1 protein-coding gene is annotated in these 432 nt (G+C 46.3%); it reads right to left on the reverse strand.

All coding sequences use genetic code 11. The features are described 5' to 3' along the window. Positions 1-184 (reverse strand): twin-arginine translocase subunit TatC (locus SQ11_RS15670; protein WP_041515138.1); only part of this gene is annotated, 184 nt, incomplete at its 3' end. Between the last annotated feature and the right edge of the window lie 248 nt (positions 185-432).

Raw genomic sequence — 432 nt, forward strand, 5'->3', positions numbered from 1 at the left:
CCTCTGTAGCAATCATTTGACCACCTTGCGGCAATTTTTCCAGCAAAGGAAAGGCCAGGAAACTGTACAGCTCTCGCGCGAAAAAAGCGCAGGGGAGAAAACCCAGAAATAATGCCAGCAGTGCTCGAATCAGCCGGGCACGTAATTCCACCAGATGCGAAATAAAAGTATTGTCATCATCCATCTGTTGCTGTGGTTTATCCTGTTGTTAAATTGAGTCGCTTAATAAAGAGGAGATTACTGGCAGTTTGCAGTGGTTGAATCACTGCAAAAACTAACTGCCCAGTTGCCGGGGTTCTTTAGGGGTTGATGAGGCGGCTGTCTCGGTATTCTCGGGTTCTGTTTTTCCCCCTGATTCAACTGCATGAGATTTTTTTTCGGGTATGGCTGTGGGCTGGGTATCTGCTATCTCCGATATTTTGTTTATTTCGC

The sequence above is a fragment of the Nitrosospira sp. NpAV genome (assembly GCF_000832065.1).
Taxonomy (GTDB): Bacteria; Pseudomonadota; Gammaproteobacteria; order Burkholderiales; family Nitrosomonadaceae; genus Nitrosospira.